Origin of the sequence: Roseomonas chloroacetimidivorans, assembly GCF_049629625.1 — a bacterium.
GTDB classification, from domain to species: Bacteria; Pseudomonadota; Alphaproteobacteria; order Acetobacterales; family Acetobacteraceae; genus Roseomonas; species Roseomonas chloroacetimidivorans.
The window spans coordinates 128594-153831 of the sequence record NZ_JBNBZS010000013.1 but is presented as its reverse complement, the minus strand read 5'-3'; the positions used below and the strand labels follow the sequence as shown (position 1 = coordinate 153831).

At 68.3% G+C, this 25238-nt stretch carries 21 protein-coding genes; 10 read left to right on the top strand and 11 right to left on the bottom strand.

All coding sequences use genetic code 11. From position 1 onward, the window contains the following. The first annotated feature begins 109 nt into the window (after positions 1-109). Together ACO1BU_RS12410 and ACO1BU_RS12405 are read left to right on the top strand one after the other, a co-directional pair. Positions 110-1564 carry an MFS transporter gene (locus tag ACO1BU_RS12410; RefSeq protein WP_424136256.1) on the top strand — a complete coding sequence of 485 codons (1455 nt, stop codon included), beginning with the start codon at positions 110-112 and terminating at the stop codon, positions 1562-1564. A 7-nt stretch (positions 1565-1571) separates the two neighbouring features. Next, complete coding sequence (locus ACO1BU_RS12405) at positions 1572-2267, top strand: alpha/beta fold hydrolase (protein WP_424136255.1); 696 nt, start codon at positions 1572-1574, stop codon at positions 2265-2267. Positions 2268-2441: 174 nt separating this feature from the next. On the opposite strand, the gene trxB is transcribed toward ACO1BU_RS12405, so the two are convergent. From trxB to ACO1BU_RS12380, 5 genes are all read right to left on the bottom strand, one after another. Next, positions 2442-3431, bottom strand: coding sequence for a thioredoxin-disulfide reductase (gene trxB, locus ACO1BU_RS12400; protein ID WP_424136254.1), 990 nt, complete (start codon positions 3429-3431; stop codon positions 2442-2444). Positions 3432-3572: 141 nt separating this feature from the next. Beyond that, positions 3573-4544, bottom strand: coding sequence for a Bug family tripartite tricarboxylate transporter substrate binding protein (locus ACO1BU_RS12395; protein WP_424136253.1), 972 nt, complete (start codon positions 4542-4544; stop codon positions 3573-3575). A 141-nt stretch (positions 4545-4685) separates the two neighbouring features. Further along, positions 4686-5267, bottom strand: a complete 582-nt coding sequence (locus ACO1BU_RS12390; RefSeq protein WP_424136252.1) for a UGSC family (seleno)protein — start codon at positions 5265-5267, stop codon at positions 4686-4688. A gap of 29 nt (positions 5268-5296) precedes the next feature. Continuing rightward, positions 5297-6415 (bottom strand): hypothetical protein, encoded by a 1119-nt coding sequence (locus tag ACO1BU_RS12385; RefSeq protein WP_424136251.1) that lies wholly within the window; start codon positions 6413-6415, stop codon positions 5297-5299. 86 nt (positions 6416-6501) lie between these two features. Continuing rightward, positions 6502-7437: a LysR family transcriptional regulator gene (locus tag ACO1BU_RS12380; protein WP_424136250.1), complete on the bottom strand. Its 936-nt coding sequence runs from the start codon at positions 7435-7437 to the stop codon at positions 6502-6504. 175 nt (positions 7438-7612) lie between these two features. On the opposite strand from ACO1BU_RS12380, the gene ACO1BU_RS12375 reads away from it, so the two are divergent. After that, the gene (locus ACO1BU_RS12375) at positions 7613-7744 is read left to right on the top strand and encodes a hypothetical protein (RefSeq protein ID WP_424136249.1); all 132 of its coding nucleotides are present in this window, start codon (positions 7613-7615) and stop codon (positions 7742-7744) included. Between the two features lie 265 nt (positions 7745-8009). Next, positions 8010-9062 (top strand): Ldh family oxidoreductase, encoded by a 1053-nt coding sequence (locus tag ACO1BU_RS12370; protein WP_424136248.1) that lies wholly within the window; start codon positions 8010-8012, stop codon positions 9060-9062. 686 nt (positions 9063-9748) lie between these two features. On the opposite strand, the gene ACO1BU_RS12365 is transcribed toward ACO1BU_RS12370, so the two are convergent. The 6 genes from ACO1BU_RS12365 to ACO1BU_RS12340 all read right to left on the bottom strand — a co-directional run bounded on the left by ACO1BU_RS12365 (position 9749) and on the right by ACO1BU_RS12340 (position 18626). Continuing rightward, positions 9749-11077, bottom strand: coding sequence for an NAD(P)/FAD-dependent oxidoreductase (locus ACO1BU_RS12365; protein ID WP_424136247.1), 1329 nt, complete (start codon positions 11075-11077; stop codon positions 9749-9751). A gap of 18 nt (positions 11078-11095) precedes the next feature. Beyond that, the gene (locus ACO1BU_RS12360; protein ID WP_424136246.1) at positions 11096-12742 is read right to left on the bottom strand and encodes a peptide ABC transporter substrate-binding protein; all 1647 of its coding nucleotides are present in this window, start codon (positions 12740-12742) and stop codon (positions 11096-11098) included. Positions 12743-12774: 32 nt separating this feature from the next. Next, positions 12775-13782 (bottom strand): Bug family tripartite tricarboxylate transporter substrate binding protein, encoded by a 1008-nt coding sequence (locus ACO1BU_RS12355; protein WP_424136245.1) that lies wholly within the window; start codon positions 13780-13782, stop codon positions 12775-12777. Between the two features lie 82 nt (positions 13783-13864). Then, complete coding sequence (locus ACO1BU_RS12350; protein ID WP_424136244.1) at positions 13865-15865, bottom strand: hydantoinase B/oxoprolinase family protein; 2001 nt, start codon at positions 15863-15865, stop codon at positions 13865-13867. 5 nt (positions 15866-15870) lie between these two features. Beyond that, entirely contained in the window at positions 15871-17913 is a 2043-nt protein-coding gene (locus tag ACO1BU_RS12345) for a hydantoinase/oxoprolinase family protein (protein WP_424136243.1), read from the bottom strand. Between the two features lie 110 nt (positions 17914-18023). Then, entirely contained in the window at positions 18024-18626 is a 603-nt protein-coding gene (locus ACO1BU_RS12340) for a helix-turn-helix domain-containing protein (RefSeq protein ID WP_424136242.1), read from the bottom strand. Positions 18627-18879: 253 nt separating this feature from the next. Between ACO1BU_RS12340 and ACO1BU_RS12335 the strand changes: the two genes are divergently transcribed. From ACO1BU_RS12335 to ACO1BU_RS12310, 6 genes are read left to right on the top strand one after another with little or no spacing between them, the layout of a single operon-like run. Further along, positions 18880-20544, top strand: a complete 1665-nt coding sequence (locus ACO1BU_RS12335; protein ID WP_424136241.1) for a peptide ABC transporter substrate-binding protein — start codon at positions 18880-18882, stop codon at positions 20542-20544. Between the two features lie 4 nt (positions 20545-20548). Continuing rightward, positions 20549-21505 carry an ABC transporter permease gene (locus tag ACO1BU_RS12330; RefSeq protein ID WP_424136240.1) on the top strand — a complete coding sequence of 319 codons (957 nt, stop codon included), beginning with the start codon at positions 20549-20551 and terminating at the stop codon, positions 21503-21505. After that, the gene (locus ACO1BU_RS12325) at positions 21502-22410 is read left to right on the top strand and encodes an ABC transporter permease (RefSeq protein ID WP_424136239.1); all 909 of its coding nucleotides are present in this window, start codon (positions 21502-21504) and stop codon (positions 22408-22410) included. Before ACO1BU_RS12330 ends, ACO1BU_RS12325 begins: the two co-directional genes overlap by 4 nt. A gap of 11 nt (positions 22411-22421) precedes the next feature. After that, positions 22422-23483: an ABC transporter ATP-binding protein gene (locus ACO1BU_RS12320; RefSeq protein WP_424136238.1), complete on the top strand. Its 1062-nt coding sequence runs from the start codon at positions 22422-22424 to the stop codon at positions 23481-23483. Between the two features lie 8 nt (positions 23484-23491). Next, positions 23492-24502, top strand: coding sequence for an ABC transporter ATP-binding protein (locus tag ACO1BU_RS12315; protein ID WP_424136282.1), 1011 nt, complete (start codon positions 23492-23494; stop codon positions 24500-24502). Beyond that, positions 24499-25233 carry an MOSC domain-containing protein gene (locus tag ACO1BU_RS12310; protein WP_424136237.1) on the top strand — a complete coding sequence of 245 codons (735 nt, stop codon included), beginning with the start codon at positions 24499-24501 and terminating at the stop codon, positions 25231-25233. Before ACO1BU_RS12315 ends, ACO1BU_RS12310 begins: the two co-directional genes overlap by 4 nt. Positions 25234-25238 lie beyond the last annotated feature (5 nt).

Here is a 25238-nt window from a genome sequence, read left to right as displayed (position 1 = left end):
CTACTAGAGTAATAATCCATTTCCGTCATACCGGACGGGAAGGTAGAACCCGATTCATGAAGCGGGTCGCCGGAGATCCGGGCAGCACCGCACCGTGAAAGCAGTCGCGATGAGGCGCCGCTTCCATCCCGTTCCGCTGCCGGGCGCCTGCGTCGAAGCTGAGTTCCAGGACATCACCGTGACCGCACCAGAAGCGACGCCGGCAATCGCTCACGTCGAGGCCCGCCGAGTAAGCCTTCCAGCCCTGCTGGCCGTGCTCGTCCCGGTCTCCATCTCGACCATCGATATTTCCCTCACCAACACCGCCCTTCCAACCATTGCGCGGGACATCGGCGCGGCTAGCGCGACCTCCATCTGGGTGGTCAACGTCTATTATCTCGTGGTGGTCGCGGCGCTGCTGCCGTTCGCGGCGCTTGGGGAGATTTTCGGGCACCGACGGGTCTTCAGCGCCGGGATCGCCGTCTTCGTAGCGGGGTTGCTCGCCTGCGGGATGGCTTGGTCGCTACCCACCCTGGTCGCGGCTCGCGCCCTGCTGGGCCTCGGCGCGGCGGCCATATCCGCGGTAACCCCGGCCCTCATTCGTTACATCTACCCTCCCGAACGCCTCGGCCGGGGCCTCGGCATCTACGCGCTCGTTGTCGGAATCGCCTTCACGGCAGGCCCGACCGTCGCCTCCGCCGTCCTGGCCGTTGCCAAATGGCCATGGCTGTTCCTCGCGAATGTTCCGATCTGCCTGATTGCCGCGGGCCTCACGCTGCGCAGCCTCCCGACGACGGAGCGGGGCGCGCGTCATTTCGACGGCCTGTCGGCCGCCCTGTGCGCCGGACTTTTCGCCCTGCTCCTGTTCGGCCTCTCCGGGCTCGTTCACCGGATAGCTTGGCATTGGATCCTTGCTGCCTGGATCGGAGCGGCGGCGTGCGGGTATGCCCTCCTCCGGCGCGAGGCCGGCAGGCCCGCACCGATCCTGGCGGTGGATCTGTTCCGGCGTCCCCTTTTCTCCCTGTCGTCCGCGACCTCCGTCTGCGCCTTCACCGTTCAGGGGCTGGCCTTCGTCGTGCTGCCCTTCTGGCTGCACACTGTGCTTGGGTTCAGCCAGAGCCAGACGGGACTCCTCATCACTCCCTGGCCCGCCACCCTCGCCGTGATGGCCCTTATCGCGGCGCCCCTGTCGGACCGGCACTCGCCCGGCCTGCTCGGGGGCGGAGGGCTGCTTGTCCTGAGTGGTGGCCTGGCGAGCCTGGCCTTGCTGCCCGCCGATCCCGGGCCAATCGATATCGTCTGGCGCCTTGCGCTGTGCGGCGTGGGCTTCGGCTTCTTCCAAGCACCCAACATGAAGGCCATCATGGCCAGCGCGCCGCGGGAGCGCAGCGGCGGCGCCAGCGGCATCGTCGCGACATCCCGCCTCCTCGGCCAGGCGCTCGGCGCGGCCGTGGTCGCCCTCTGCCTATCCGCCTTTCCGGCCGGGGGAGCCAGGATGACCGTGTGGGTAGGATGCTTCATCGCGGTCCTTGGCAGCCTGATGAGCCTGTCCCGCCTCCTGCCCAGCGTTCGCAGCCGCGACTGAGGGGCCCATGACCCTGCTCCTCGTTCCCGGCTTGATGACCGACGCGGACCTCTGGCGGGAGGTCGAGGGTGCACTGTCGCCGTTCGGGCCGACCTTCCACGCCGACCTCAGTCGCGACGGCTCGATCGAGGCCATGACACAGCGGGCCCTGGCCGATGCCCCGGCGTGCTTTATTCTGGTTGGGTTCTCGATGGGCGGATACGTTGCCCGGGAGATCGCGCGTCCAGCGCCGGAGCGGGTCCAGGCCATGGTGCTGATCGCGACCTCGGCGCGAGGCGACCCGGCCGCCGAGGCTCAGCGCAAGGCGGCGATGGCTTCGCGACTTGCTTCGGCCAGTACCGTGGGCCTCAGCCGCTCTGCCGTTTCCTCGTCCCTGCACCCCGAGAATGCGGGTGACGAAACACTGATCGGACGCATATTTGCTATGGGAGCCCGGTTAGGTCCGGAGGTCTTCCGTCGCCAGCTGATGCTCGAGCGAAATGGAGATCTGGACCGTCTCAGCGCCATCCGCTGCCCGACCTTCATTGTTGCTGGCGAGCAGGACAGGCTGCGGTCGATCGAGGAAGCGAAAGAACTGCAGGATGGGATCCCAGAAGCAGAGCTGACGGTCATGGAGGGCGCGGGGCATATGATCCCGATGGAAGTTCCAGAGCGCCTCGTCGATGCAGTTGTTCGATGGCTCGGCAAAGTCATGGAGCCATAGCGCTAAGTCGATGAGAAACAGGGGTGGAAGCGGGGCCTGAAGGCAGCAGGGATAGGCGCCGCCCGACTGGCTGATCGTGGCCAGACCAGCCAGTCCCCGCTCCGCCGAGACCTGGCCCTACGCGCCGCGTTCAGCCTGCATTTGTGACGGCGTGCAAGTTCCAATCGAGCGGCATCAGCCGTCCACCGCGTCATAGGCCGCGACTGCTGGGGCGTCGTCCGGCATGTGGGCCAGCCATTTCTCGGCATCCAGCGCGGCCATGCACCCGCTGCCGGCCGCCGTGACGGCCTGGCGATAGATCCGGTCCTGCACGTCGCCCGCGGCGAAGACCCCCGGCACGCTGGTGCGGGTGGAGCCCGGTTGGGTCACGATATAGCCGTCCTCATCGGTCTCGAGCTGGCCGCGGATGAGGGAAGTGGCGGGGTCGTGCCCGATGGCCACGAACATGCCGTCCACCGGCAATTCGTAATGGCCGCCACCAGCAAGGTCCTTCAGCTTCAGCGCCCGCAGGGCGCGCAGCTTGCCCTCGGTGGGCAGCGCCTCCTCGACCACCGTGTTCCAGAGGATCGAGATCCTGGGATGGTTGAACAGCCGCTCCTGCATGATGCGCTCGGCCCGCAGGCTATCCCGGCGGTGGATCAGCGTGACCTTGGAAGCCAGCCCGGCGAGGTAGAGGGCCTCCTCCACGGCCGAGTTGCCGCCGCCGATCACCGCCACCTCCCGGCCGCGGAAGAAGAAGCCATCGCAGGTGGCGCAGGCGGAGACGCCGAAGCCGGAGAGCTCCTTCTCCCCGGGGATGCCGAGCCAGCGCGCCTGGGCGCCCGTGGCGATCACCATGGCCGAGGTCTCATAGAGATCCCCCGAATCGCCGGTGGCGCGGAGAGGCCGTGTGGAGAGGTCCACCTCCGTGATCACGTCCTGGATGATCCGCGTACCCACATGTTCGGCCTGGGCCCGCATCTGGTCCATCAGCCAGGGGCCCTGAACCGCGGCTGCGAAGCCCGGGTAATTTTCCACATCGGTGGTGATGGTCAGCTGCCCGCCGGGCTGGAGGCCCGCGACCAGGATCGGCTCCAGCCCTGCCCGTGCCGCATAGATGGCCGCGGTATAGCCGGCCGGCCCGGCCCCAAGGATGAGTAGTCGCGTGCGGTGAATGTTGGGCACCTTGGTCTCCTGAGCACGTGTACCCGGCCGACGACATGCCGGCCGGGCAGACCGGCATGTCGGTCATCAGGTCCGGGCCTTGTTTATGGGTGCTTGCCGGTCGTGCCTGTCACGCGCGCAGTGCACGGCAGGCATCCCGCTTCACTCCATCCGGATGCCGGCCGCCTGGATAATGCGGGCGTATCGGTCGGCCTCGGACTGGCAGAAGGCCGAGAAGCGCTCGGGCGGCTCGCTCATGCCTTCGGCGGAGACCTCTGTCAGCCGCTGGCGAACCTCGGGCCGCTTCAGGGCCGAGGCAGTCTCCGCCTGGATCCGCGAGGCCATCGCGGGCGGCAGATTGGCAGGAGCCCAGAGGCCGTACCAGGTGGTCAGGGTCATGTCGGGGAAGCCGCTCTCCACCATGGTCGGTACGGCGGGCAGGTTCCGCACGCGCTCCGTTCCGGTCACCCCGATGGCGCGCAGCTTGCCGGCCTGCACGAGGGGCAGGGAGGATGGCATGGAGTCAAACATGTAGGTCACCCGCCCGCTGACCACGTCCGTCAGCGCGGGAGCGCTGCCGCGATAGGGGATGTGCTGCGCGTCGAGCCGCGCCGCGATCTTGAACAGCTCGCCGGCTAGGTGGCCCGGAGTGCCGGTGCTGGACGAGGCGAAGCTGCAGGACGCGGGGCGGGCCCGGACGTAGCTGACAAGTTCCGCGACGGAGGCGATGGGGAGATCGGCGCTGACGACGAGCTGGATCGGCGTGGAGGCGACGCCGGTGACGGGCGTGAAGTCCTTCAGCGGGTCGTGCGGAAGGCGGGCGTAGAGGGAGGGGTTGATCACGTGAGCAGAGACGTTGATTAGCAATGTCTGCCCGTCGGACGCGGCCTTCGCCACCTGGTCGGCACCGATAATGCCGCCGGCGCCGCCGCGGTTCTCGATGACGAAGGGTTGGCGCAGCGCATCGGACATGGACTGGCAGACCACCCGCGCCACCACGTCCGTCGGCCCGCCCGCGGGAAAAGGCACGACGACGCGGACGGGCCCGGCGGGCCATGCCGTTCCCGCCCGGGCGGAGCGGGCGAGGACGGGGGTGGCGAGGGCTGCTAGGGCGTGGCGGCGTGACATCCTCATGGACGTGCTCTCCCGAGTTCTTGTCGTTCTCTTGCTTCTTGGGCAGTTCAGGAACGCGAAGGGCCGGCGGCTCCCTGAAGGGTACCACCGGCCAGGTGACCAGCACGGACCGGCAGGGGAAGGACCACCGCCGGCCGGCCGCTACTGCAGCTCCGCCTTCAGGGTCAGCGGCGGCTGGGTGCCGAGCCAGACCTTCTGGGCCTGCTGGCGGATCTGCTCCACGCGCTGCGCGACCTCCTCGGCGGTGATGGAGGAGACGGGATGGGCGATCACCACCGGCTCCAGGGTTCTCATCCCCACGGCCTGCCGCGTCAGCTCCGTCTCCCGCACGAACTCGGTGGTGATGATCACGGCCGAGGGCACGCCGAGCTTCTCCAGGGCGATGGAGTCCCGCACGCAGGCCGAGCAGCAGGAGCCGCAGTCGCCGATGGCGGTGAGGACGATGTCGTTCTCCGCCGCGATCCGCTCAATCAACTCCGGGGCCGCATCCTTCGAGAAGCTGTGCTTGACGTAGTAGTTCACGGCGGAGAAGCCGAGTTCCTCGCCCAGGGCGGCGGCCGCGCCCCGCAGCAGCTTGTTCGCGTTCCACTTGGAGTTGTCGAGAATGCCGAGGCGGAGCCCGTGCAGGGACGCCTTCCGCCCGGAAACGGGCAGGTTCTCGAAGCGCAAGGCGCCGCGCGGGTCGTAGACATGGACCGTTGCCGTGTCGGTCTGCGTCAGCATGGTGGCCTCCTGGGGATCGGCGGTGATGCTCACAGCGCGCAGACTCCGCCCGTGCATTCCCGCCCGTTGTCGCCGCTGGCGCCTTCCTCGATGGCGCGGTGGACCGGGGTGCTCATGTGGCCCCAGCCCGGGATCAGCACGGAGAAGCGTCCGGCCTCCCCGCCCATGACGAAGAGGTGGATGTTGTCCGGGCTGTGAATGATCGGGATGCGGGTGTCGTCCTCGCGCTTGTAGTAGCGTGGGATGTTGCGGTTGTAGACGCGGCCGTACCGGTGGCCGCGCGCCAGGTCGATGAAGCGGTTGCCATGATTGTGGAACAGGTAGTTCTTCACGTCGGCGCGCGACCAGCCGTGCTTGCCGATGGTCTGCGCATGCTCCAACCCCAGCACCACGGCGATGTGGCCGCCCAGCACCGCACTGTTGGAGGCGATGGTGCTCATCGCCGAGCACATCGTGTCGAGGATCCCCTCCGGGTCGTTCGAGATGTGGTCGGTGACGCTGTGCGGCGCCTCCGCCGCCATCAGGAAGACGGTCGATTCCTCCGGCTTGTAGCCCTGCTCCACATGGTAGGGGGCCAGAGGGCTCTGCGTCTCGTTCTCGCAGACGCAGTAGGTGTACTTGCCGGGGTGGCCGAGCGTGCTCTTGTCCAGGTCTCCCGGCCAGCCGCCGCCGACATTCAGCATGATCAGGCGCAGCGCGCGGCCGATGGTGGCGTTGGCGCGGTTGCCGGAGCCGAAGGCATTGCAGCCCCCGTTCATCCCGATCTCCCGCGCGATCGGGCCGTTCACCACCAGCAAGGGGGCCGCGACATGGGTCGTGGCCTGCACGCCGTTCAGGTTGAAGGCTTGGTCCGTTAGGGCTTTGACAGCGGCGAGCACCACGGGGGCATACTCGGGACGGCACCCGGCCATGACCATGTTGATGGCCAGCACCTCGCGTGTCAGTTCTCCCCAGCGTGGCGCGATCCGGGCCTCGACGAAGCCGGGATCGCCGCCCAGGCGGTCGATGATCGCCTCGACCTTCTCCGGGGTGGGCGGAACCACGGGAAGGCCGTCAGAAAAGCCGCGCTCGTAATAGTATTCGACAAGGTCCGTGCTGGCCGGAACCGTGTCCGCCACAGAGCTCTTGGGCTGCACGATGGCATTCATCTGCCTTCTCTCCCGGCTTGGTGGCCAGAAGGTTAGGGGCTCATTCCATTAATGCCCACGATAATCTATTGCTTATTGCGATTGCGTCAGACGCATAAATCAGGGGCCTCGTTGCCCCACCGGTCCTTGAGTTGGGAGAGGAAGCCTCGCGCAGCAGGGGTCAGGTCGCGCCCCCGGAGGAGAACGGCTCCGACGTTGCGGCGAATGGATGGGTGGGAGAGGGGCCGCGTGACGAGGCCAGCGTGCCTGGCAGCAGGGATGGCGCCGCCGGGGATAATCGCCAGGCCAACCCCTGCCTTGACGCACTCCATCAAAGTCGCGAACTGGTCCACCACGACCGCTTGGCGGAGGGTCAGCCCGCTCGAGACAGCGTGACCGTCGATGAGTCGCCGTGTCTCGGCCTCGCGGGGCAGGCAGACCATGTCAAAGCCGGCCGCTTCGGAGAAATCGATGCTTTTTCGCCTGGCCAGCGGATGACGGAGGGGCAGGACGACGTGGAACGCCTCCTGACCCAGCGGAATGCCCTCGAACTCGTCCGTTAGTCGGTCGAGATACGTGATCCCGAGGTCGGACACGCCGTTCCGGATCATATCCAGCACCGTGCCGTGGACACCCTCGTGGAGCTGGATCTCGATGCGCGGGTAGAGCTTCCTGTGGGCGGCTATAATGGGCGGCATGCGAGAATACGCGACCGACATGACCGCCGACAGGATCACCTGGCCACTCTCCTCGTCGCTCTGATCACGCAGGCTCTGAACGGAGAGGCGGAGGTCATCGAGAATGCGGCTGGCCATCGCCAGGAACTGGCGCCCTGCGGCTGTGACCTCGAGCTTTCGGGTCGTGCGCCGGAATAGCTCCGTACCGAGCACGCGTTCGACGCGCTGAACCGTGCGGGTGAGGGCGGGCTGGGAGATGTCGAGAACGAGCGCGGCTGCCATGAAGCTGCCCTGCTCGGCTACGGCGAGGGTCGCCTGTAGCTCCCGTACCGAGAAGTCGGGCAGAGCGGCATTTCGTGTCGGCAAGGCGGAGATCTCGAAAGAGTAGTCCTCCAATGCAAATGATCTGGGGGACTTTGTCACTAGGAACGCCGGCCAGGAGCTGCAGAAAGAAAGATCCAGCGGAGCGGAACACGCAGGCCGGTCACCCCCCCGGGCGGTGAACACCTCGGATGAGCTTTTGTGGGGGCGAGGCGTCCTGATGACGAGCAAGGCACGACGAGAGTTCATGGAGGGGTACAAGCGGGAGGTGGTGGGGCTGCTGGAGGATATCCGCCTTGTTCATGGCCGATTGTCGCAGAGCATCCCGCATGACTTCCGCCAGCGTACTTAGCTGATCACGAGATCCTCGATTCGGCGTCCAGAGGGGGGCTTTCGAGTCACTCGCGAAACGCAACCCATCGGGGCGCCAAGCTCGCTTCGGCCGTTCGGCATGCTAGGCTGCGGATGCGGTGCCAATGCTTCTACGCTACGGTCCAGGAAATGGGGCGGTGCGTCGTCGAGCAGTTGCTGCGTCATGCCTCAGGCGCGCGAACGAGAAGCGAGATCAGCGGAATGGGCACCAATGAATTCGTACCCTGGCCGACTGGGGTGCTGGCGTGAGCGCGGCAGAGATCGTCGGGCGCTACAGGCCCGATGCCCTTCGCGCCTTCGCCGCCCGACTCTTCGGCGCGGCAGGCATGGAGGCTGAAAAGGCCGAAGCTGTCGCGGACATCCTGGTTGAGGCTGATATGCTCGGCCATGACACGCACGGGCTGGAGTTGGCGGTGCGTTACCTCGGCGAGATTGAGGCCGGCAGCATGACAGTGACGGGCCAGCCGGAGGTGCTCGCAGATCGCGGTGCCACCATGGCCTGGGATGGCAGACGGCTACCGGGGCCCTGGCTGATGATCCGCGCGCTTGAGACAGGTTACGCGCGGGTGAGACAGTACGGAACAGTGAGCATCGCCATCGGTAATGGCCACCATATCGGGTGCCTGGCCGCCTATCTGCAGCGGGCGACGGAGCGCGGACTGGTGCTTTCCATCCATTCCTCCGCCCCGGGCGTAGCCACTGTGGCACCCTTCGGCGGCAGCCGCGCCGCACTCTCGCCGGCTCCTTTCGCTGTCGGGTTCCCGACCGGTGGTGACCCGGTTATGATCGACGTCAGCGCATCTATCACCACGAACAACATGGCCATGCGCTTAGCCAAGGAGGGTCGGCGCTATGACCGGCCCTGGCTGATGGACGCGGAAGGCAAAGCCACGGACGACCCCACGGCGCTCCAGCGTGGCGGCACGGTGCTGCCGGCCGGCGGACAGGACCATGGCCAGAAGGGCTATGGCTGGGGCCTGACGGCGGAGGCGCTGAGCCAGGGCTTGTCAGGCCAGGGCCGCGCGGAGGGTCCGAAGGGCATGGTGAACGCCGTCTTCCTTCAGTTGATTGACCCTGCCGCCTTTGCCGGTCTGGACGCCTTCACCCGGCAGACGGATGCCATCGCCGGGAAATGCCACAGCAGCCCGCCACGCCCGGGCTTCGGCGCGGTGCGTCTGCCCGGCGAGGCAGGGCTGCGCAGGCGAGAGACGGCGGAGCGCGACGGTGTGCTGCTGCGCCAAGGTATTCTCGAAGCCTTGCTTCCATGGGCCACCAAGCTGGGGGTCGCCGTGCCGTAGCCGCGGCGCGCGTTAAGAAGGCCGCGCGACGCTGGATGGGAAGCTGTTGGACCTCGGTGCATGGATCGGAGGTGCAATCACCTGACGCCCGACCCTCATCCAGGCTCATGCAATGCGGACGTAATCTGCGCGTCCCAGGTCCGCCCCTTGTTCGAGCGGGTCAGTGGTTCCGTCGCATCCGTCAGCGACGACGGCGCCCATGACGGGGGCGACGTCTATGCCAAGGTCGCGGCGCACTATCCCGATGCTGCTGTGGTGGTACCACCACGCGCGAGCGCTGTGCCAAGTGCGACCGCGCAGTCCACACCAACGCAGCGGGAGGCGCATCTCCGATACATCGCCGGGCGCGGCCGCATGGGTTGGCAGGAGTCCGCAGGGCAACAACTTCGTCCGCACCTGCAAGCACGACAGTGTCGGCGTCCGATCCTGCCCAGATGCTTAGACTGCCCTCCAGTCACTTCCGGCCTGGTTCAATGACTACAAGGAGGTCCACTTGCGCGGCGCACTCGGACCCGCTCCGCGCACCGGTTCATTCGTGCCGCGTTAACAGCCGGAACATGCCCGAGCATTCGGGGAGGCACAACCACATCGCTGGCTTGGCCACGGTTGATTGCCCACGCCGCGATCCTGGATCCTCAGCGCCGCATTCCGAGTGACCCCCATCCGAGAAGCGCCGGCTGCCCCCACTACATCCGCGCCTCGGGTCGGAGCTGGCTGCGATCCGAGAAACGCGCGAGACGGTAAGGGGCTGGATCTACGATCGGTGCCGCGCCGGTGATCAGGTCGGCCGCCAACCGGCCCGAAGCGGGCCCGAGGCCAAATCCCAGCCCGCTGAAACCGGCAGCAAGATAGAAGCCGGGCACCTCTTGCACCTGGGAGATGACGGGCTGCGCGTCCGGCGTGGAATCGATGAGCCCGCCCCAGGCCTGCGCGACGCGCGCCTGGGCGAGGGCGGGATAGTCGGTGCGGAGCATGGCCAGGGCCGCCTCCACCAGTTCCGATCCCGGGGCGGGATCGAGCACCCGGAGCCTCTCGAAGGGTGAGGCGCTATCGAGGGACCATCGTGCCGCAGCCTCTGGCCCTTCGACGAAGGAGCGGCCGATGCTGAAGGTCAATTTCTTACGGCGCTTGAGGAAGAGCGGGATGAAGTCGAGCGCGTAGCGGAACTTCTGGGGCGTCAGCTCCACGCGGCCGGAGCCGGCCAGCGCCACCGTGTAGCCGCCGTCGTCGCGGAGGCGCATGGCGTAGCGTCCGTCGGTGACGCCGCCCGGCGTCACCACCGCGCCGGGTTCCGTGCGAAAGGCAGTGGCGACCACGCCAGATTGCGGGAAACGGATCCCGTGCCGGCGGCAGAACATAGAGGCCCAGGCACCGCCCGCGAGGAGCACCGCGCCGGTGCGGATTCGCCCCTTCTCCGTGACGACGGCCGAGACGGCGCCTGCGGTGGTCTCCAGCCCGCGCGCCGCGCAGCCCTGGTGCAGCGTCGCGCCCCGCTCCCGCGCGGCGGCGGCGATGGCTGGGGCGGCGCGCGCGGGCTCGGCGCGCCCGTCCATCGCGGACCACATGCCGCCCAACCCCGGGGAGGCGCGCCCGGGCAAGCGCTCCGCGACCTCGGCTCTGCTCAGCATGCGGCCGTCCAGCTGGTAGGGGCGCGCCTCCTCAAGCCAGTGCTCCCAGTAGGCGCGGTCCGCCTCGGTCTGCAGCACGGTCATGACGCCGGATTGGCGGAAGCCGGTCGGTCGGCCGATCTCGCGGTCCATCCCGCCCCAGAGCCGCAGGCTGGCGGTCGCGAGTGGCAGGGCGGGAATGGCGCGGCCGTGCACGCGGCACCAGCCCCAGTTGCGGCTGGACTGCTCCCCCGCGATCCGGCCCTTCTCTAGCAGGGCGACGGAATGCCCCCTTATGGCTAGCTCGTAGGCGGCGACGGTGCCGATGATGCCACCGCCGATGACGACGACATCGGCCTGTTTCGGCAGGGTCTCATCGCTCGGAACCTGGTCAACAGGAGGGGACATGCGGTGCGCTCCTGCCTCTCAGCTCGCCCAGTACCACTGCCGCAGGTTCCAGCAGTTGGAGCGGTAGTTGATGTTCGCCCTGTAGCCGAGCAGGTCGGACTTGGAGCCCTCGATCTGATTCGTCTGGCAGATCGGCAGCATCGGCAGGTCCTGCCGCACCAGTTCCTGCACGCGGAAGTAGTTGGCTTTGCGCCTCTCGCGGTCCAGCAGGCCCACGCTCTCGCGCAGGAGGCGGTCCACCTCGGGGTTGCTGTACTGCATGGTGTTGGCACCGGAGCCGCTCTGCGCGGGGATAGCCCAGCTACCCAGCCGGTCGCTCACGTCCGGGTCGGCGCCGGTCGGGAAGATGGCGCCGACGATAGTCGATTCGAACTGGCTCTTGCGCCAGAAATCTCCCCACATCACCGCTGCTGGAAAGTTGCGGATGGTCATGGAGATGCCGAGCGGCTGCCAGCATTGCTGCAGGAACTGCTGCGCCTGCTCCCGCAGGTGATTCCCCGCGACGGTGGAGGTGGAGAAGGCCAGCCGCACGCCGTTCTTCTCCCGGATGCCACCGGTGCCGGGCTTCCAGCCCGCTTCGTCCAGCAGGCGCTTCGCTGCGGCCACGTCGTGGCGGTGGCGGGGAAGGCCATCATTATAGGCCCAGGACTGCTTCGGCAGGAAGGATTCGGTCGGCTCGTCCCGGCCGTAGAACAGGTTGCGGATGATGGCCTGGCGGTCCATGGCGAGGTAGAGCGCCTGCCGGACCGCAGGGTCCTGGAACTGCGGCAGGCCGTTGTTGAGCGTAAAGCTCGTGAGATAGGCGCTCGGCGCGACGTAGAGGATGAGGTTGCGGCGCCCGCGCACCTCCTCGACGTGGTCAGGGGACAGGCCGCCGCTCACCGCGTCGACGGCGCCGGTGATGAACTGCGTCTTCAGCCCGTTCATGTCGGGGATGTAGCGGAAGATCACGCGTTCAACGAACGGCCCCTCGCCGTGGTAGTTCTCGTTGGCGATCAGGGTGATCCGCTCCCCCGGGCGGCGGTCGCCCCACTTGAAGGGGCCGGTGCCGATAGGACGGGCGGTGAACTCGGGGTGCCGGAGATCCGCGACATCCGCGAGGACGTGGCGGGGCACCATGAGTGTCCAGGCGAGGATGGAAAGGTAGGGGGCAAAGAAGCTCTCCATGCGCCACGTGATCTCCGTCGGGCTCACCACCTGGATGTCGCGCACCAGGCTGTGGCCGTTCCGGCTCATGGCGGGGAAGTCGGGCTTCTGGAGGAGCTCCAGCGTGAACTTCACGTCCTCAGCGGTGAAGGGCGCGCCGTCGTGCCAGCGAACACCGGGGCGGAGGCGGATGCGCCAGGTCAATCCGTCGGCCGAGAGGCCGCCATTCTCCAAGGATGGGATCTCGGCTGCTAGGTCCGGCATGAACTCGCCCTCGGGCGTGATGCTCCAGAGGGCGCTGAAGATGTTGAACTGCACCCCGTCATCCACCTCGATCCGTGCCTGGAGCGGGTGGAAGCGCGTGGGCTCCTGGTAGAGGCCGACCACGATCTGCCCCTTCCGGCCGGCCGGGCGGCGGGCAGGGGCCTGGGCGTGGGCCCGGGGCATAAGGGGCAGTGCCGCGGCGCCCGCGATCAACGCGCGGCGCGGAAGGATGGGCGGCGGGGTGGTGGTCGTCATCGCTCGGTTCCTCAGGCTGTGCGGTGTTGCGCTCATTCCGCCCGGGCGCCCGAGGCGCGGACGAGGGGGGCCCAGTCCGCCACTTCCTGGGCGACGTAGGCGGCGAAGCGGTCGGGCGACCAGCCGCGCATGACGGGGGTGCCCATCTCCTCCATCCGGCGGTCGACGAGCGGGTCCGCCATGGCGTGTTCCACGGCGGCCGCCATCCGTTCGACCACGGGGCGCGGGGTGGAGGAGGGGCCAAAGAGGCCGAACCAGGAGTAGGCCTTGTATGGAGGCACCCCGGCCTCGGCCATGGTCGGCACGTCGGGCAGCAGGGGGGAGCGCTCCTCGGCGGTGACGAAGAGGCAGCGCGCCTGGCCGGACTGGTGGTAGGGCACGAGGAGCCCGTACACGTCCTGCACGAATTGGACCTCGCCCGCGATCAGCGCGTTGATGGTCTGCGTGCCCGCGCGATAGGGCACATGCTCCACGCGCGCACCGATCCGCGTGGTGAAATTGGCGTTGGCCAGGTGCCCCGTGGCACCGACACCGTTGGAGCCGTACTGGTACCGACCGGGGTTGGCGCGCAGCGTCTCGATCAGCTCCGCCGCCGTGCGGACGTTCCAGCCTGCGGTGGTGACCGCGAGCACCAGGGGCACGAAGACGCTGGGCGCGATCGCGGCGAGGTCGCGCACGGGGTCGTAGGGCAGGTTGGGGTAGAGCGTCTTTGCCACGCCGGTGGAGGCGAGGGTTGCGTGGACGAAGCTGTGCCCATCCGTGGACTTGGCGACGAAATCGGTACCGACGGTGCTGCCGCCGCCCGGCCGGTTCTCGATGACGATCGGCTTGCCCAGGAACTCGCTCATGCGCGGGGCCATCAGGCGCATCACGATGTCCGTGCTGCCGCCCGCGCCGTAGGGTACGACGAGGCGTATGGGCTGGGTGGGCCATGCGCCCTGCGCCCGCAGGACGGAGGGCACGGCCAGGCCGGCCGCGGACAGGCCCAGCAGGCAGCGCCGCCGGAGCGGTGCCGGAGGGGGCGGGGGATCATAACGCATGCTCTCTGCACCTTCCTGAATGGGTTCTGAAAGCCGCGCTGGCGCTGTTCTTGGGCCCGCAGGGCCGTAGTGGATGGTTGTGCTACTCCGCCGCCATTCCTCGCGCCGGGTGCAGCACCCGCAGCTGCGGCAGGGATTCCAGAAGCATCGCCCAGGCGGCGCGCACGGCGGGGCCACCCCCGCCCTCGGCCCTGACGGTCTCCATCAAACGCCGCTTCACGAAGTGCCGCCAGTGGATCGGCAGCCCAGACAGGATCTCCGTCAGCGCGTCATAGGCATCCCGGTCCCAGACCCGCTCAAAGACCTCGCGCTCGGGTCCGAAGCGGAAGTGAGGGGGCGGGGCGTTGCCGCGGCGGGCCGCGCGCAGGGCCTCCGTGGCGGCCTCGTCCACCGCCTCGCCGCGGATTGCCACGCCGTACTCCGTCTCGGCCGCTTCTGGCGTGACGTAGCCGCAGATCACGTCACGCAGCACGCGGGCCGGCTCGCGCTCCAGCGGGTCGCCCCGCCCGCCGCCGCCGGGGGAGATGATGGAAACAATGTCGCCGGGATTGGCGCTGAAGGTGTCCACGTTGTTCAGCACGCGCTCATCCGCGCGCCCGGGGTTGAGCACCATGCGGGAGGGCGCGCCGGGGCCGCCGCCCAGGATGCCCCAGGCGCGGAAGCGGCAGCGGTCCCGGTTGCGGGCGGTGATCCGGGTGTTCGGCGTGAAGGCCTCGAAATCCATGCGCGTGGCCAGCCCGCCGCGCCAGCGCCCCGCACCACCGGAGCCGGAAGCGAGGCCGTAGTGGCGGAAGCGGATGGGCACCTCCGCCTCGGTGATCTCGATCGGCGTGTTCTTGAGGTAGGCGGCGTCCGCGCCCGAACCGTCCGTGCCGTCCCCGTGCGGCATGCCGCCGCCGCCGCCCACGACGGGGTTGATGGCGGCGATCATCGCCTCCCCCGTACGGTCGTCATGGGTCATGACGTTGACAATGGAGGAAGAGCCGGCAGGGGCGGCCGGCATCCGGTCCGGCATGGCGAGGCCGAAGACGCCGAAGACGAGGCTGCGCAGCCGGGCGCAGGTGAGGGAGCGCATCCCCACCGCAGCCGGGAAGGAGGGGTTCACCACCGTGCCTTCCGGCAGGATGCAGGTGAAGGGTCGGGTTAGGCCGTAGTTCAGCACCAGGTTCGGGTTGAGGGAAAACAGCACGTAGTACACGCCGACCAGCATCAGCGTGTGACGCGGATTGCCGCCCGTGGGGACGTTAAGCGAGGAGGTGAGCTGCGGGTCGCTCCCCGTGAAGTCCAACTCCGCCACGTCGCCACGGATACGGAGCGTAACGGCAAGGCGCGCGGGGTGGCCTTCCGGCCCGTCCTCGTCGGCGTAGTCGGAGAAGAAGTACTCCCCGTCAGGGATGGAGCGCAGGATCTCGCGCGCCTGGTGCTCGGCATAGTCCATAAGGTCGGAAATACCCTGCATCAGCGTGTCCACGCCGAAGCGGGCGATCATCTCGCGCACCTTCCGCTCGCCAGTGTTGAGGGCGCCGACAAAGGCCTTCAGGTCGCCCATGTTCTGCTCGGGCTTCCGGACGTTCAGCATCATCACGTCCAGCAGCTCCCGGTTGAGCGCGCCTTCCCGGTAGAGCAGCGAGGGCTTGAACCGGATGCCCTCCTGGTGGACCTCGGTGAGGGCGCGGGAGAGGCTGGCGGGCACGGCGCCGCCCATATCGGTGTTGTGGATATGGCCGGCGGCGAAGCAGACCAGCCGCCCCTCGTGGAAGATCGGCTTCCACATATGCAGGTCCGGCACGTGGGTGGAGAGGAAGCCGGAATACGGATCGTTGGTGAAGGCGATGTCGCCCGGCTGGTACTCCGGGATCATCGCGATCGCCTTGCCGTAGTGCAGGCCGGGATACCAGGTGGCGCCGAGATCCATCGGCACGCCCACCGTGTGGCCCGCCGCGTCCAACAGCTGGATGGTGAAGTCCTCCGTCTCCTTCACGAAGGTGGAGTGGGCGGTGCGGTAGAGGGTGTAGGCCATGTTCTCCGCCGTCGCGCGGCAGTGATTGGCCAGGATCTGCAGCGTGACCTTGTCGATCGCCATGGGATCTACTCCGCCGCGTCCAGGATGATGTTGCCCATCTCGTCCACGCTGGCCTGGAAGCCCGGCGGAATGCAGGCGGTGGAGTCGTCCTGTGCCACGACGCAGGGGCCGGCGAAGCGCTGGCCTGTGCCGAGGGCAGCGCGACGGTAGAGCGGCACCTCGTGCCAGGCTTCTTCGAAGAAGACGCGCAGCACGCGCTCCGCCACCACCTCGCCCTCGCCGCGCGGCGGGGGCTGCATGGCCGGGCGCGGCGGGCTGCCGGCCATCACCAGGCGCAGGTTGACGATCTGCACGGGGCTGTCACGGTCGGCGAAGTCGTAGATGCCCTCATGCGCGATGTGGAAGGCCTCCGCGATGGCGGCTGTGTCGCCGGCGCGCACGGCGGCATCCGGCAGCGCGACCTCGATTTCGAAGGATTGGCCACGGTAGCGCATGTCGGCGAACCAGGAAGCTGCGGCCGGGCCGTCGAAGCGCTGCTCCTCGCGCAGCCAGGCCAGGCCCTGGCGCTCCAGCGCCGCCGCCCCACGGGCGATCGCCGGCCCCTCCGCCGGCTCGGCGGTGGCGAAGAGGGTGCGGATGAAGTCGTTGCGGATATCCGCAACGAGGCCGCCGAGGGCGCTGACCACACCCGGTCGCGCGGGTACCATGACGCGGCGCACGCCCAGCTCTCGGGCCAGGAAGCAGCCGAGCATGGGGCCGGCGCCGCCAAAGGGCAGCAGGGCGAAATCCCGCGGGTCCACGCCGGAGCGGGCGACGAGCTTGTTCACCTCCACGAACATGCCGGAGATGGCGATGCGAATGATCGCTTCCGCCGCCGCCTCGGTGGAGAGGCCCATGGGCCGGGCGATGCTGTCGATGGCCGCTTCTGCCAGGGCGCGGTCGGGTCGGAGGGCGCCATAGGCGAGCTCGTGCTGGCCGAGGAAGCCGCAGACAGTGAAGGCATCCGTGATGGTCGGCCGGGTGCCGCCGCGGCCGTAGCAGGCTGGGCCGGGGTCGGAACCGGCGCTTTCCGGCCCTACCTTCAGCACGCCGAATTCGTCCACCCACGCGATGGAACCTCCACCATCCCCGATGGAGGTCACGGAGACGGAGGGGATGTAGAGGGGCAGGTCGCCGATCTTCTCGCCGAGGCCGAACTGCGGCTGGCCATCGATGATCAGCGCGACATCCGCGCTGGTGCCGCCGATATCGAGCGTGATCACCCGGTCCTGCCGGGCCTGCCGCGCCAGGAACGCGGCGCCGATCACGCCCGAGGCGGTCCCGGAGAGCACCATGCTGACGCAGTTGCGCTTGCCCAGCGCTGCGGACATGACACCGCCATTGGACTTGGTAATCAGCGGCTCGGCCGGCACCCCGCGCGACCGCAACCCGCCGATAAGGTTGTCGAGGTAGTCGCGGACCTTCGGATGAACGTAGCCGTTGATGAGGGCCGTGGTGGTGCGCTCGTACTCGCGGATCACCGGCCAGACCTCGGTGGAGCGGAAGACAAAGAGCTCCGGCACCTCCCGCCGCAGGATTTCGGCCGCCCGCTCCTCATGGGCGGGGTTGCGGTAGGCGTTGAGGAGAGAGACGACGATCCCGTCCACGCCCTTCGCCCGCGCGGCCCTTGCGGCGCGGAGAACACTCGTCTCGTCCAGCGGCATCTCCTCCGAGCCGTCGGAGAGGATACGGCCGCCCACGCCAAAGACGCAGTCGCGGGAGACGAGCGGTGCGCCACGGCGGGAGAAGAGGCTGTAGGCCTCCGGCATGCGAAGGCGGGCCAGCTCCACCACGTCCTCGAAGCCCGCCGTCGCCAGCATCGCCAGCCGCGCGCCCTTGCGCTGGATCACCGTGTTGATGCCGACCGTTGTACCGTGGACGAAGCTGGTGATCCGTGCGGGGGTCGCGCCGTGCCGCTCCTCCAGGATCTCGAGCCCGCGGAGCAGCTCCGCGCCGGGCGTGGCGGGCGTGGTCAGCACCTTCAGGCTGTGCAGCTCCGCCGTGTCCTCGTTCCAGAGGCAAAAATCGATGAAGGTGCCGCCGATGTCCACGCCGACGCGAAAGCCCATGCTCGCCACCCCGCTTCCGGATGAGAAGGAAGTATGAAGCGTGCGCGCCGTCCGGCCACCCCCTAAAGCGACACGTCGCCATAGCCGCGGGTTATGGAAACGGCTGTGTCTCAGAAATGGCTGCTGGGCACGCTCATGATCCAGAACACCACCGCTTCCTCCTCGGCGGAGGGATTGGCGAGCTGGTGGGGCAGGTGGCTCTCGAACTGGAAGCTATCGCCCTCGGCCAACTCGGCGCGGCGGCCGTCCACCGTGAGCTCAACGCGGCCAGACATCACGTAGCCGCCCTTCTCCCCGCGGCCGACCAGCACGTCCTCGCTGACGCCGCCCGGGGGCAGGGTGATGAGCATGAAGCGCAGGGGGCTGTCGCCCTGCGGGGATAACAGCTCCTTCACCAGCCGGGTCCGCCCGACCACGAGGCGGGCGCGCCGTTCCCGCCGGCGCACGAAGCTTGGCTCGCCCTCATTCGCTGCCGCCGCCTGGCCGAAGAACTCCCAAATATTGACCCCGAGCGCGGCCCGCAGGCGCTGGATGGTCTTCATCGACGGGTTGGAATTGCCACGCTCGATCTGGCTGATCAGCCCGGCGGAGATGCCGGCCTTGGCCGCCAGTTCGAGGATGGTCAGCCCATGCTCGGCCCGGAGGGCGCGGAGGCGGGCGCCTACCTGCCTGGCGTCGTCCCTCGCGGCCAGGGCCGACTTCACCAACGTCATGCCGATCCATCCTTCCAAGCTGTCCCGGGCACCGATCCAATTTTCATTATGCTGTATCGCGGCGTTGGGGAAGGCGGTGCACAAGCCGTGAACAGGGCTGCCCGCTTGCTGGTCACAGCTCGAAGTTCGCCGTTCCAGGAGCGCAGTTGCGGCGCACGAAGCACCAAAACCTGCTTGACCATGATTTCAGTATAATGAACCGTTGCCCTCGTTCCGCGGTCCGCCACCCGCGGCAGCGACAGAGGAGATGGGCATGAGCGAGCCGAGCCATCCCGCCCGCCACCCGCAAGCGGCCATCCCGCGCCGCGGCTTCCTGCTCGGGTCGGGGGCCGCCATCGCGTCGAGCCCTGCGCTGGCGCAGCAGCCGGCGCCGCACCCGCCCTCCGCGCCGCGCGGCCAGTGCACGCTGGGTTTCTCGCAGGAGTTCACCGTCACCCACCCGCTGATGCCGGCGAACGAGGTGGACCAAGCGGTGTGGTGGAACCTGTTCAGCCCGCTCTGGGGGTTGGACCCGAGCGGCCGCTTCTACCCCATCCTGGCCAAGGCCGTGCCGAGCCAGGAGAATGGCGGCATTTCGGCCGACGGGCTGGAGTGGCGGATCGAGCTGCGCGAGGGCGTGCGGTGGCACGACGGCAAGCCCTTCACAGCAGAGGACGTGAAGTTCTCCCTCGAGCTCATCATGAACCCGCATTTCCGCGCCCGCGGGAAGGACGGCTACGACCGGATCGAGAGCATCAGCACGGAGGGGGCGAACACCGTGCGCTGGCGGCTGAAGCAGCCCTACGCGCCGCTGATGTCCATCCTCTCCATCTTCTTCATCGTGCCTGCCCATCTCCTGGCCGGCGCCGAGGACCCGAACAACACGCCGTTCCACGCCGCACCGGTAGGCACCGGCGCCTTCAAGTGGGCGGAGCGCCGCACTGGAAGCCATGTGATGCTCACGGCCAACCCGGATTACTTTGGGGAAGGGCCCTACCTGGAGCGGCTGATCTTTCGCTACGTGCCGGACGTGAACGTGATGTACACGCAGTTCCGCACGGGGATGCTGGACTATATCGGCCTGCTCGGCATTCCCGCGAACCACTACGCGGAGGCACGAACCCTGCGGGACCGCGTGATCCATGTCTGCCCGCGCGGCTCGGTGGAGAACCTGACCCTCAACCTCGGCCATCCCGTGCTGGGGCAGAAGGTGGTGCGACAGGCGCTCTATCTCTCCCTCGACACGAGGGCGATCACGGACGCGTTGTACTACGGCCTTCCGAAGGAGGCGGTGACCTTCCTCCCGCCGGAGAACTGGGCCTACAACGACGCGTTGCCGAAGCACGAGTACGACCCAGCGCGCGCGGCGCGGATGCTGGACGAGGCCGGGTGGAAGCCGGGCCGCGACGGCGTGCGCGTAAAGGACGGGCTGCGGCTGGAGTTCACCAATTCCACCACCACCGGCACCGAGATCCGCACCCAAGCGCAGCAGCTGCTGGCGCAGAGCTGGGGCAAGATCGGTATCTCCATGAAGATCCACAACCTTCCGGCCGCGGTGCTCTGGGGCAAGTTCTGGGCTGAATCGCAGTTCGACAGCCTGATGACGAACACCACCTACACCATCGCCTCCGACCCGAACGTGCTGCACCGCTTCGGCAGCCACGCCATCCCCAAGCGCGCCGGCTACGGGTCCAATGTCAGCCAGTTCGAGAACGCGCGGGCGGACGAGCTGCTCGCCCGCGGCGTGACAGTGAATTCCATGGAGGAGCGGCGGGCCATCTATCGGGAGGTGCAGGCAATCCTGCGGGAGGAGCTGCCGATGCTGCCGATCTTCCAGGGTGCGCAAATCGAGGGCACCAAGGCCGGGCTGATGGGCTTCGAGAACAACGTGCACGTGCTGGCGAACAGCTGGAACGCCGCACGCTGGTACTGGGCCTGACGCCGTGGGGGGCTATGTCGCGAAGCGGCTGCTGCAGGCCGCGGGACTTCTCCTCGTTGTCTCGATGATCGGCTTCGCCATACTCTACCTGGCGCCCGGCGGCCCGCTCTCGCAGTTCGCGGCTGGCGGAGACATGACGCAGGAGGACCTGGACCGGCTGGCCGAGCAGCTTGGCCTGAACCGGCCATTGCCGGTGCAGTATCTGGACTGGCTCTGGCGCATGCTGCGCGGGGACTGGGGCGCCTCTTACCGGGACCAGCAGCCGGTTCTCTCCGTCATCGGCTCGCATGTCGGCGCGACGCTGGAGCTGATGCTCACCTCCACCCTGGTGGCGATGATGATCGGCGCCTGGGTGGGCATCCTCGGCGCGATCCGCCGGTACTCCCTCTTCGACGCGCTAGCGACGATCGGGGCGATGGTCGCGCTCTCCATTCCCACCTTCTGGTTCGGACTGGTGGTGATCTACGTCTTCTCCGTCGGGCTGGGCTGGCTGCCGGCGGGAAACCGCTACACCATCGGGGACGAATCCTTCCTTGACCAGCTCCACCACCTCATTGGCCCCTGCATCGTGCTGGCCCTTGTCAGTACCGCGGTCTGGAGCCGCTACATGCGCTCCTCCATGCTGGACGTTATCCACCAGGACTATATCCGCACCGCCCGCTCCAAAGGCATCCCGGAGCGGCGTATCCTGATCCACCACGCCGTGCGCAACGCGCTGCTGCCGATGATCACCATCACCGGCCTGCACCTGCCCACCCTGCTCAGCGGCGCGCTGGTGACGGAGACGGTGTTCACCTGGCCCGGCATGGGGCGGCTCTTCCTCGATTCCATCAGCTATCGCGACTACCCGGTGGTGATGGGCATCCTGATGTTCACGGCGGTGCTGGTGTTGCTGGGAAGCCTGCTGGCGGACCTGCTCTACCACGTCGCGGATCCGCGCCTGGGGGCGCACGAGGCATGAGCGGCGCGAGCGAGGCCCCGTTGGGGTCGGTGGCGGTCGATGCTGCCCGGCCGCGCCAGGCGCGGCGGCGCGACGGGGCGCTGCAGCGGTTCATGCGGCACCGGCTGGCGGTGTTCGGAACGATCGTCATCGCCCTGCTGGCGCTGACCTGCGCGGTGGGGCCCTATCTCCTGCCCTTCACCGACACCGAGATTGACATCATGCAGCGCTTCGCGCCGCCCTTCTCGGGGGTGCACATCCTGGGCACGGATCCGCTGGGGCGGGACATCCTGGCGCGGATCCTCATGGCCGGGCGCATCTCCCTCTCCGTCGGCTTCGCCGCCATGGTGATCAGCATGGTGATCGGAATCACCGTCGGGGTCGTCGCCGGCTACTACGGTGGCCTGCTGGGCACGGTGCTGATGCGCTTCGTAGACGCGATGCTCTGCTTCCCCAGCATCTTCCTCCTGCTCGCCATTTCCTCCCTTATCGGGCCCGCGGTGGGATCGATCATCGTGCTGATCGCCATTACCTCCTGGATGGAGGTGGCACGCATCGTGGAGGCTCAGATCCGCGCCCTGAAGGCGCGTGATTTCGCGGTGGCGGCCGAGGCGCTGGGCTCGAGCGATGCGCGGGTGATGGTGCGGGAGTTGTTGCCCAACGCCATCGCGCCCATCGTGGTGGCCGCCACGCTGAACGTCGCCCACGCCATTCTGGCGGAGTCCTATATTTCCTTCCTCGGTTACGGCATCCAGCCACCGACGCCGAGCTGGGGCAACATGCTGGACAACGCGCAGAGCTACCTGACCAGCGCGCCCTGGCTCGCCATCTTCCCTGGCGCCGCTATCACCCTGGCGGTGACGAGCTTCAACTTCATTGGCGACGGGCTGCGCGACGCGCTGGACCCGCGCATGGGGGGGCGGTGATGCCGGAAGCCATGGTAGATCGCGACGTGGTGCCCGGGACAGCGCCGGCCTACCTGGCGGAGGACGAGGTCCTCGCCGTCCGGGACCTCTCCATCGCCTTCCGCACGCCGGTCGGGGATTTGCCGGCGGTGCGCGACGTGTCCTTCAACCTTCGCCGGGGCGAGACCCTGGCGCTGGTCGGGGAGTCCGGCTCCGGCAAGAGCGTGACGAGCCTTGGCATCCTCCGCCTCACGCCCCGTGCGCCCTTCTGCCACATCACCGGCCAGGTGTTGCTGCGCGGGCATGACGGCCGGGTGCGGGATCTCGTCTCGTTGCCAGAGGAGGAGATGCGGGACGTGCGCGGCCGGGACGCTGCCATGGTGTTCCAGGAGCCGATGACCTCGCTAAACCCCGTGCACCGCGTTGGCGACCAGATCGCCGAAGCCATCCGCTTCCACGAGGGCCTGGGCCGCCGCGCCGCGCTGGACAAAGCGGCGGCGTTGCTGGAGCTGGTCGGCATCCCCGATCCGCGCCGCCGTCTGTCGAGCTATCCGCACGAGCTGTCGGGCGGCATGCGCCAGCGCGTGATGATCGCCATCGCCCTGTCCTGCGAGCCACAGCTGCTCATCGCCGACGAGCCGACGACGGCGCTGGACGTGACGATCCAGGCTCAGATCCTGGATCTGCTGCGCCGCCTGCAGGAGCGGACGCGCATGGCCGTGATCTTCATCACTCACAACCTCGGCGTGGTGGCAGAGATCGCGGACCGGGTGATGGTGATGTACTCCGGCCGCGTGGTGGAGCAAGCGCCGGTCCGCCCGCTCTTTGGCGCGCCGCTCATGCCCTACACACGCGGCCTTCTGCGCTCCGTGCCGCGGCTGGACATGGCCGGGATCGGGCGGGAACGGCTCGCCGCCATCCCGGGCGCCGTTCCCGATCCACTGGCGCCGCCGCCCGGCTGCAGCTTCGCGCCACGCTGCGACCATTTCGAACCCGGGCACTGCGATGCGGCCGTACCACGTCTCGAGCGCGCCGCGCCGGAGCATCTGGTGCGCTGCGTGCGCTGGTCCGAGCTGGCCGGAGGAGCGATCTGATGGACGGGATGATCGCCGATCCCGCGCTGCTGGAGGTACGGGACCTCCGCAAATGGTTTGTGGGCCCGCGTCCCGGCCTCTTTCGCCCGCCTGCCAAGGTCCATGCCGTGGACGGCGTCTCCTTCGATATCCGCCGCGGCGAGGTGCTGAGCCTCGTCGGCGAATCCGGCTCGGGGAAGAGTACGGTGGGCCGCACCGTGCTGCGCCTGGCGCGGCCGGACGGCGGCAGCATCCGCTTCGGCGGTGCGGACATCACCGGCCTGGGGCGCGACGCGCTACGCCCTTTCCGCCGGCGCATGCAGCTCGTGTTCCAGGATCCCTACGCCTCCCTCAACCCGAAGATGACCGTGGAGGAGATCGTCGGCGCACCGCTTGCCATCCAGGAGCCAGCCACCGGCCAGGCGGAGCGTCGGCGGCGCGTCGAGGAGGCGCTGTCCCTGGTGGGACTGCTGCCTTCCCATGCCGCGCGGTACCCGCACGAGTTCTCCGGCGGCCAGCGGCAGCGGCTGGGAATCGCGCGCGCGCTGATCATGCGGCCGGAGCTGCTGATCGCGGACGAGCCGGTGTCGGCGCTCGACGTCTCCGTGCAGGCGCAGGTGGTGAACCTGATGCTGGAGCTGAAGGAGCGGCTGGGCCTCACCATCCTCTTCATCTCGCATGATCTTGCCGTGGTCGGGCACATTTCGGACCGGATCGCGGTGATGTATCTCGGCCGGCTGGTGGAGGTGGCGCCCACCCGCGCCCTCTTCACCATGCCGCAGCATCCCTATACGGAGGCGCTGCTCTCCGCCGTTCCCATCCCCGACCCGGTGGTGAGGCGGGAGCGGATCGTGCTGACCGGTGACGTGCCGAGCCCGCTGAACCCGCCCTCCGGCTGCCGCTTCCGCACGCGTTGCCGCTACGCCCTTCCGGCCTGCGCCGAGGAGCCGCCCGCACTGCGCGAGGTCGCGCCGGGCCATTTCAAGGCCTGCATCCGGGACGACATCGCGCTCGCCTCGCCTGTCGGCGTGGCGGCATGAGCCTGGGGCCGATCGGGCACGTCATCACACTCTGGCGCTACCCCGTCAGCTCCATGGCGGGTGAGCGGCTGGAGCAAGCCGTAATTTCAGCCTCGGGCATCGAGGGAGACCGCACCCACGGCATCTTTCACGCCGAGTCCGGAGAAATCGCCTATCCCGGCCGAGACCGGCGCTGGGCCGCCCTGCCACGCACCTTCTCTCGCCTCGGGCCGGAAGGCGGGCTGGAGGTCAGCGCGGATGGACGGTGCTGGGGTGATGCCGCCGCGCCCCATATCGGCGCCGCGCTCTCCGTTTCCCTCGGCTTCCCCGCTGCCATTCGCCGGTACGCCGGGGACGGTCCGCGCCCGCGCTACCGCCGCGCGCCGATCCATTTGCTCACCACGGCCGCCCTGCGTACCTTGCGCGCCGCGGTTCCGGGCAGCGTCATTGATGAACGCCGCTTTCGCCCGAACATCCTGGTGGAGACGCCTGAGGGAGTGGACGGCATCCCCGAATACGCGCTGCGCGGCCGCAGCTTCCGTATCGGCGGCGTCACCCTGCGCGGCACCATTCCCTGCGCCCGATGCGCGTTTACTACCCTTGGGCAGGAGGAGCTTCCGGAGGACCGCGAGGTGTTCCGCGCCCTTTTGCACCACTTCGGACGCGACTTCGGCATCTACTGCGAGGTAGAGGAAGCGGGACCGCTGCAGCACGGTGACGCCGTGCTGCAACTGGAGCCCGCGTCAGCCTGACGGCG